Below are 227 nucleotides of genomic sequence, written 5' to 3' on the forward strand. Positions count from 1 at the left end.
AATAAATCCGGACAACGCTCGGGACCTACGTATTACCGCGGCTGCTGGCACGTAGTTAGCCGTCCCTTTCTGGTAAGATACCGTCACAGTGTGAACTTTCCACTCTCACACTCATTCTTCTCTTACAACAGAGCTTTACGATCCGAAAACCTTCTTCACTCACGCGGCGTTGCTCGGTCAGACTTCCGTCCATTGCCGAAGATTCCCTACTGCTGCCTCCCGTAGGA

General features: G+C 52.0%; 1 rRNA gene. It reads right to left on the reverse strand.

What is annotated here, in order from left to right:
- Positions 1-227: ribosomal RNA gene (locus KV696_RS09780) — 16S ribosomal RNA — on the reverse strand; the annotation flags it as partial.

This window comes from Streptococcus humanilactis, assembly GCF_019448275.1.
Classification (GTDB): domain Bacteria; phylum Bacillota; class Bacilli; order Lactobacillales; family Streptococcaceae; genus Streptococcus; species Streptococcus humanilactis.